This is a genomic window from Mycobacterium sp. (genome assembly GCF_040509115.1).
In the GTDB taxonomy this organism is placed as follows: domain Bacteria; phylum Actinomycetota; class Actinomycetes; order Mycobacteriales; family Mycobacteriaceae; genus Mycobacterium.
In genome coordinates this window covers 1-5568 of record NZ_JBEVLO010000065.1, presented here as the reverse complement: position 1 = coordinate 5568, position 5568 = coordinate 1, and the positions used below count along the sequence as shown (strand labels likewise).

5 protein-coding genes are annotated in these 5568 nt (G+C 62.0%); 3 read left to right on the top strand and 2 right to left on the bottom strand.

Annotated elements, in window-relative coordinates:
* Positions 1-210: 210 nt before the first annotated feature.
* A complete protein-coding gene (locus ABW137_RS04880; protein ID WP_526397453.1) occupies positions 211-1032 on the bottom strand; it encodes a cyclase family protein in 822 nt (273 codons plus the stop codon).
* 237 nt (positions 1033-1269) lie between these two features.
* Here ABW137_RS04880 and ABW137_RS04875 point away from each other — a divergent pair, with 237 nt between their 5' ends.
* Positions 1270-1926, top strand: coding sequence for a TetR/AcrR family transcriptional regulator (locus tag ABW137_RS04875; protein ID WP_526397451.1), 657 nt, complete (start codon positions 1270-1272; stop codon positions 1924-1926).
* Between the two features lie 228 nt (positions 1927-2154).
* Positions 2155-3048, top strand: a complete 894-nt coding sequence (locus ABW137_RS04870; protein ID WP_526397449.1) for a sugar phosphate isomerase/epimerase family protein — start codon at positions 2155-2157, stop codon at positions 3046-3048.
* Positions 3049-3180: 132 nt separating this feature from the next.
* Here ABW137_RS04870 and ABW137_RS04865 read toward each other — a convergent pair whose 3' ends face one another.
* The gene (locus ABW137_RS04865) at positions 3181-3789 is read right to left on the bottom strand and encodes a TetR/AcrR family transcriptional regulator (protein ID WP_526397447.1); all 609 of its coding nucleotides are present in this window, start codon (positions 3787-3789) and stop codon (positions 3181-3183) included.
* Positions 3790-3917: 128 nt separating this feature from the next.
* Between ABW137_RS04865 and ABW137_RS04860 the strand changes: the two genes are divergently transcribed.
* The coding region (locus tag ABW137_RS04860; protein WP_526397445.1) for a CocE/NonD family hydrolase at positions 3918-5568 on the top strand (1651 nt) is incomplete at its 3' end.

The window sequence follows — 5568 nt, the reverse complement described above, 5'->3', positions numbered from 1 at the left end:
CTCATCATGCCCGCGCCGGGGGAGGAGGATGCGTGGTTCGCGGAACATGCGGATCGGCTCCGCGAACTCGGACTGACCGCGTCCTGACTACCCCTCCGCGTCCCGTCAGTCGGCGGACGCCAAGGAGGGAACGAATGGCGTCTGCAGGCTGCGCGTCGCAGGAATCGGGGGGGCCTTGCGACCGGCACGCGGGTTCGTTCAACGCGCGCTTCAGATTTCGTCGAGGATCGCCACCGCACGCGTCCATCCCGCCGAGGCTGCGTGAACTTTGACCGGGAAGCAGCACACCTGAAACCCCGTCGACGGAAGCGCTTCCAGGTTGCTCAACTTCTCGATGTGGCAGTAACCGATCTCTCGGCCAGCTTTGTGGCCTTCCCAGATAATGGAGCCGTCGTGTTCGGCCGCGAACCTCTGGGCGGTATAGGTGAACGGGGCGTCCCAGCTCCACGCATCGGTACCAGTCAGGCGTACACCCTGCTCGAGCAGTCGCAGCGTGGCCTCTCGGCCAATACCGCACCCCTTCGAGACGTAGTCGTCGTGGCCGTAGCGGCGGCCGGCGCTCGTGTTCACCACGACAATTTCCAGAGGGCTGAGGCGATGGCCGATGCGGTCGAGCTCGGCGTCGATATCGGTTGCGGTGACGACGTATCCGTCGGGAAAGTGGCGGAAGTCGAGCTTCACCGCGGGTTGGAGGCACCACTCCAATGGCACCTCGTCGATGGTGATCGCCCGTTCACCGCCGTTCATGGTGCTCGCATAGTGGTAGGGCGCATCGAGGTGAGTCCCACTGTGAGTCGTCATGTGAACTCGCTCCAGTGCCCACCCTTCTGCGTCCGGCAAATCTTCGCGGCTCGCTCCCGGAAAGAAGGCCAGAACATCATCGACGGTGTCTTGATGCGAGAAGTATTCGATCTCGGGTACGAGACCAGGCGGGTCTGAGGCGATATTGGCTTGGAGGGATACCGAGATATCCACGAGGCGTCTGTGTCCCGCAATGGAAGACGCAGTCGACTCTCGCGATGGTGAAGGCAAGGGGGCTCCTAAGGGCAATCGATTGGTTACCGGCCGCTCCCCGGCACGTCTCACCAGCGCGTACGCCCATGGGGCGAACCGAGGTATCACGCACGCCGCTCGAGACGTCGAGTAGAAAGCCACTTCTTGCGCTTCTCAGACTCCGCGAAGGGCGACACTGACTGTACGTACGTTCAGTCAGTGGGTCAAGGGTGCCGTCGCTCTACCGTTGATACTTGGTCGACTCGGAGGAACCGCATGAACGAATCGTCGCTCGCCCCCACCGATGGGGCCGACACCAGACGTGGTCGGATCCTGCAAGCCGCCGAAAGGGTATTCGCCAGGGAGGGATATCACGGCACCACCCTGCGGACCATCGCGACCAGTGCCGATGTCAAGCTTTCGTTGCTGGTCTATCACTTCGACACAAAGTTGAGCCTCTACCGAGCGGTCTTCGACCGCAGGCAGTACGTCAATGACCAACGACTCGAACTGCTGCGGTCCGTCGACGTAGCCAGTCCCGATGCCATCGACAGCCTCGTTTCGGCATTCCTCGACCCCGTATTGCGCCTGCACGACGACCCCGCCGACATCTGGTTTGCGCGGTTGGCCTTACGCGAGGCATCGGACCCGTCGAGCCAGCAAAGAGGAATCATCCGGGATCTGTTCGACCCCATGGCCAGAGAGTTCATCGAAACGATTCGGCGCGTCAATCCGGGTCACGAGCCTGGCTTCTATACGTGGTCGTACTTGTTTGCCGTAGGGGCTCTGACGAGCAGCGCCTTCGACGGCCGGGCAGTCGACTTGGGCCAGGACGACGAGACGACCGCATCGCCGCCAGGCGACTCAAAAGCGGCCACTCTGAGAACGTTCATCGCTGCAGGCTGGGGTGCTCGGAGTCCCGGACGCGAGTGACACCTCCTCGCAGCCCCGTTCCGTCATGATCAAACTGCGCCGAGCCCGCGTTGATTCGCCATGCAGCGAGCGGCCATCCGAGTTAAAGCAAAAGGCTTGCTTTAGCGGTGTGACGCGCGGCATACTGCGTTAAGGCAAGCATCCGGCTTTTAGGAAACCGGGGCGATCGAGGCGATAGACCGGGGGAGCAGCGCGCGGATACACGCGGACCACAACAGGGAGCCCCATATGCCCAGCCAGCCAGCACTATCGATCTGCCAGCTATCCATCCCCGATACCTCCTTCGACGACGATCTTCTGCTGATCAAAGAAGCCGGCGCAGGCGGTATCTCGATCGCCGAACACAAAGTCGTCGAATTCGACGCGCAACTCCGATCTTTCGAGAGATCGGGTATCAAGGCGTCGTCCTGCATACCGCAGAACATTTCACCGCTACCGGTCAAGCCGTCGTACGTCTACCCCGGCCCAACGGATTTCGGAGAACGCGTAGATCTCATGTGCGCGAGCATCGAACGTCTGGCACCGTTCGAGCCCGACAGTATCGTCATGCTTACCGGATCGGCACAGGGCTACCAGCCGAAAGAGGCCTGGTCGATGGCCGTAGACGGACTGCGAACAGCATCCCGGGCGGCGGAGGCAAACAACACGCGAATTGCGCTCGAAGTATGTCGCGGGGATGTCGGAGCTGACTTCACATTCCTACGCACACTGGAAGACGCCATTCGATTCATCGATGAGGTAGGTAGCGATTCAGTTGGCCTCTGCTACGACCTCTATCACCTGTGGGACACCGCAAACATCCTCGAAGACAGCGAGAAATACGGATCCCGGATCTTTACCGTCCAGTACAGCGACTGGCGCGAACCAGCCCGCTGCGCGGCAGACCGTGTTCTTCCCGGCGACGGATCCATTGACTTCCCGGCCTTGATCCGCGCTCTGCAACGCGGCGGCTACGACGGCTGGTGGGACTTCGAGATCTTCTCGGATGACGGGCGGTGGGGAACCGAGTTGCCTGATTCGCTCTGGAAAATGCCATATCCCGACTTGTTGTCCCAAGGCCAGAACGGCTTTCTCGCAGCTTGGCGTCAAGCCCAGATCCCGGCAACGGCAGCGCGGTCGTGACCGGGTCCCACCGCCGCGCAGTTCCTGCACTACCATCGGCCTCGCCGTCCTTCCGAGCCGGAGTCGGCATCCTGCCATCGCAGGCGTGGGGCTGACCGGGACGTCAAGTTTCGGGGCGGCGGTCCTGAGCGTTCAATCCTGCAATGATGCTTCGCTCGACGTGAGGCAGACGGTCAACCGCGCGACCAGGCGTCGGGTGAAGTCGACGGTCAGCGGTTCTCGGGTCATGACGACCTTGAAATGAATTGGGCCCCCCAGCATTTCGAGCGCTAGCCGGGTATCGATTGTCGGCGATAGTTCGCCGCGTTCGATGGCACGAGCGAAAATCTGTCCCGCGCGTGCATAGCGATTGCGCCAGTACTGGTTTCGCATCTGTGTGGCGGCTGGACCGTCGTCACCGGACGCGAGGGCACGGTCCAACGCGTTCCCGGCAGGACTGCTCAGATAGGTGACCAGAGCCGTAGCGTAGGCCAGCAGGTCGTCGTGCAGAGATCCGGTATCAGGAATGGGCAGGCATTCTTCGGCCTCGTCCAGCAACGCTGAGATGACGAGATTCTCTCGGGTTCCCCATCGTCTGTAAATGGACGTCTCGTGAACTCCAGCGCGCGCGGCGATGTCGGGAACACTTACACCCGCCATGCCCTGGTCGTTGATGACTGATCGAGTGGCGTCCAGGACCGCCTTGCGAACGCGGGTGGATCGGCCACCAGGTCGGCGGGGACTTTCAGCCGTCGTCACCACGTCAGGCTAGCGCAGAAGGGGGTCTGCGCCGCTCTCATTGCTAGCGTTAACGCAAAGTACTTGCGTTTGTAGATCGGCGCACGCATACTGGGCTAACGCAAGTTTCTGGCGTTTGAGGAGGGTGAGAAATGGGTGACATCACTGAGCGCAGCGAGAGGGCACACGGCATGCGCATCGACTGGGACGTACCGGTGCCGATGAGAGATGGCGCAATCCTGCGTGCGGATGTATTCAGGCCCGTGAACGACGGCGAGTACCCGGTGCTGATGACTGTTGGACCGTATGCCAAGGGCCTTCCATTCTCGGAGGGGTACGCGCCCATGTGGCAGCGCCTCGTCGCCGAGTTCCCCGATGCTGTTGCCGGTACTAGCAACTCCTATCAGGTATGGGAGACAGTCGATCCCGAGAAGTGGGTGCCGGACGGGTATGTGTGCATCCGGGTCGACTCGCGGGGCGCGGGTCGTTCGGAGGGTTTACTGGACATGTGGAGTCCGCAGGAGACTGAGGATTACTACGAGGCCATCGAGTGGGCCGGCGTCCAGGCGTGGTCAAACGGACGGGTAGGGCTGCTTGGCATTTCGTACTACGCGGCTAATCAGTGGCTGGTCGCCGCGCTGAACCCGCCCCATCTCGTCGCGATCTGTCCCTGGGAGGGCTTCACCGATATCTACCGCGATATGTTCCGCCACGGCGGCATTGTCAACAGCATGGGAAAACCCTGGCAGGACCACCAGATCTTCACTGTCCAGCACGGCGTCGGCGAGAACGGCCGACGGAACCCGAACAACGGCGAGCTGGTAGCTGGCCCCCCGACGCGCAGCGCGGAAGAGCTTGCCCTGGCGCGCGTCGAAACAATTGCCGAAGGCACGACGCGACACCTGTTGGACGATTTCAGCCGTGATCGCACTCCGGACTTGTCCCGGATCTCCGTTCCCGTGCTCTCGGCCGCCAACTGGTCGCACCATCTCCACACCCGTGGCAACTTCGACGCCTTCGGCAAGGTCGCGTCGACGCAGAAATGGCTCGAGGCTCACGGAGGTGCACACTTCGGCGAGTTCTACACCGATTACGGAGTGGGCCTTCAGAAAAGGTATTTTGGCCACTTCCTCAAAGGGGAGGACACCGGGTGGGACACCCAGCCACCGGTGCAACTCAACATTCGTCATGTCGATGGATCCTTCGAGACGCGCGACGAGAGCGAATGGCCGCTGGCGCGGACTGTTTGGTCGCGGTTCTACCTCGACGCTGCCGACCAGACGTTGACCACCGATCCGCCAACCCAGGACGGCAGTGTCGCGTTCGACGCGCTAGGTCCTGGGGCCGACTTTTGGACGGCACCGCTGAGCGAAGCCGTGGAGATCACAGGACCCGGGTCGGCGCACATTCGGCTCGCCTCGACGACGACTGATGCCGACGTGTTCAGCACATTGCGTGTACAGCACCCAGACGGTACCGAGATCTCGCTGGTATCGGCAATGGACGAGCGTGGCGTCATCAGCGTCGGTTGGCTGCGTGCATCACATCGAGAACTCGACGAGGAGGCCAGCCGCCCGTACCAGCCGTGGCACACACACCAGCGACTGCTACCTCTGACGCCGGGAGAACCCGTCGATCTCGACATCGGAATCCTACCTACCTCCATCGTCGTCCCCGCCGGGTATCGCTTTGGAGTGACGTTGTCAGGCAGAGATTTTCAGATGCCCGGGGATGGGCCCTGGCCGGTGTTGTACGGGGTCGAACAGCGTGGCAACGGACTCATCGTGCACGACGATCCCGATG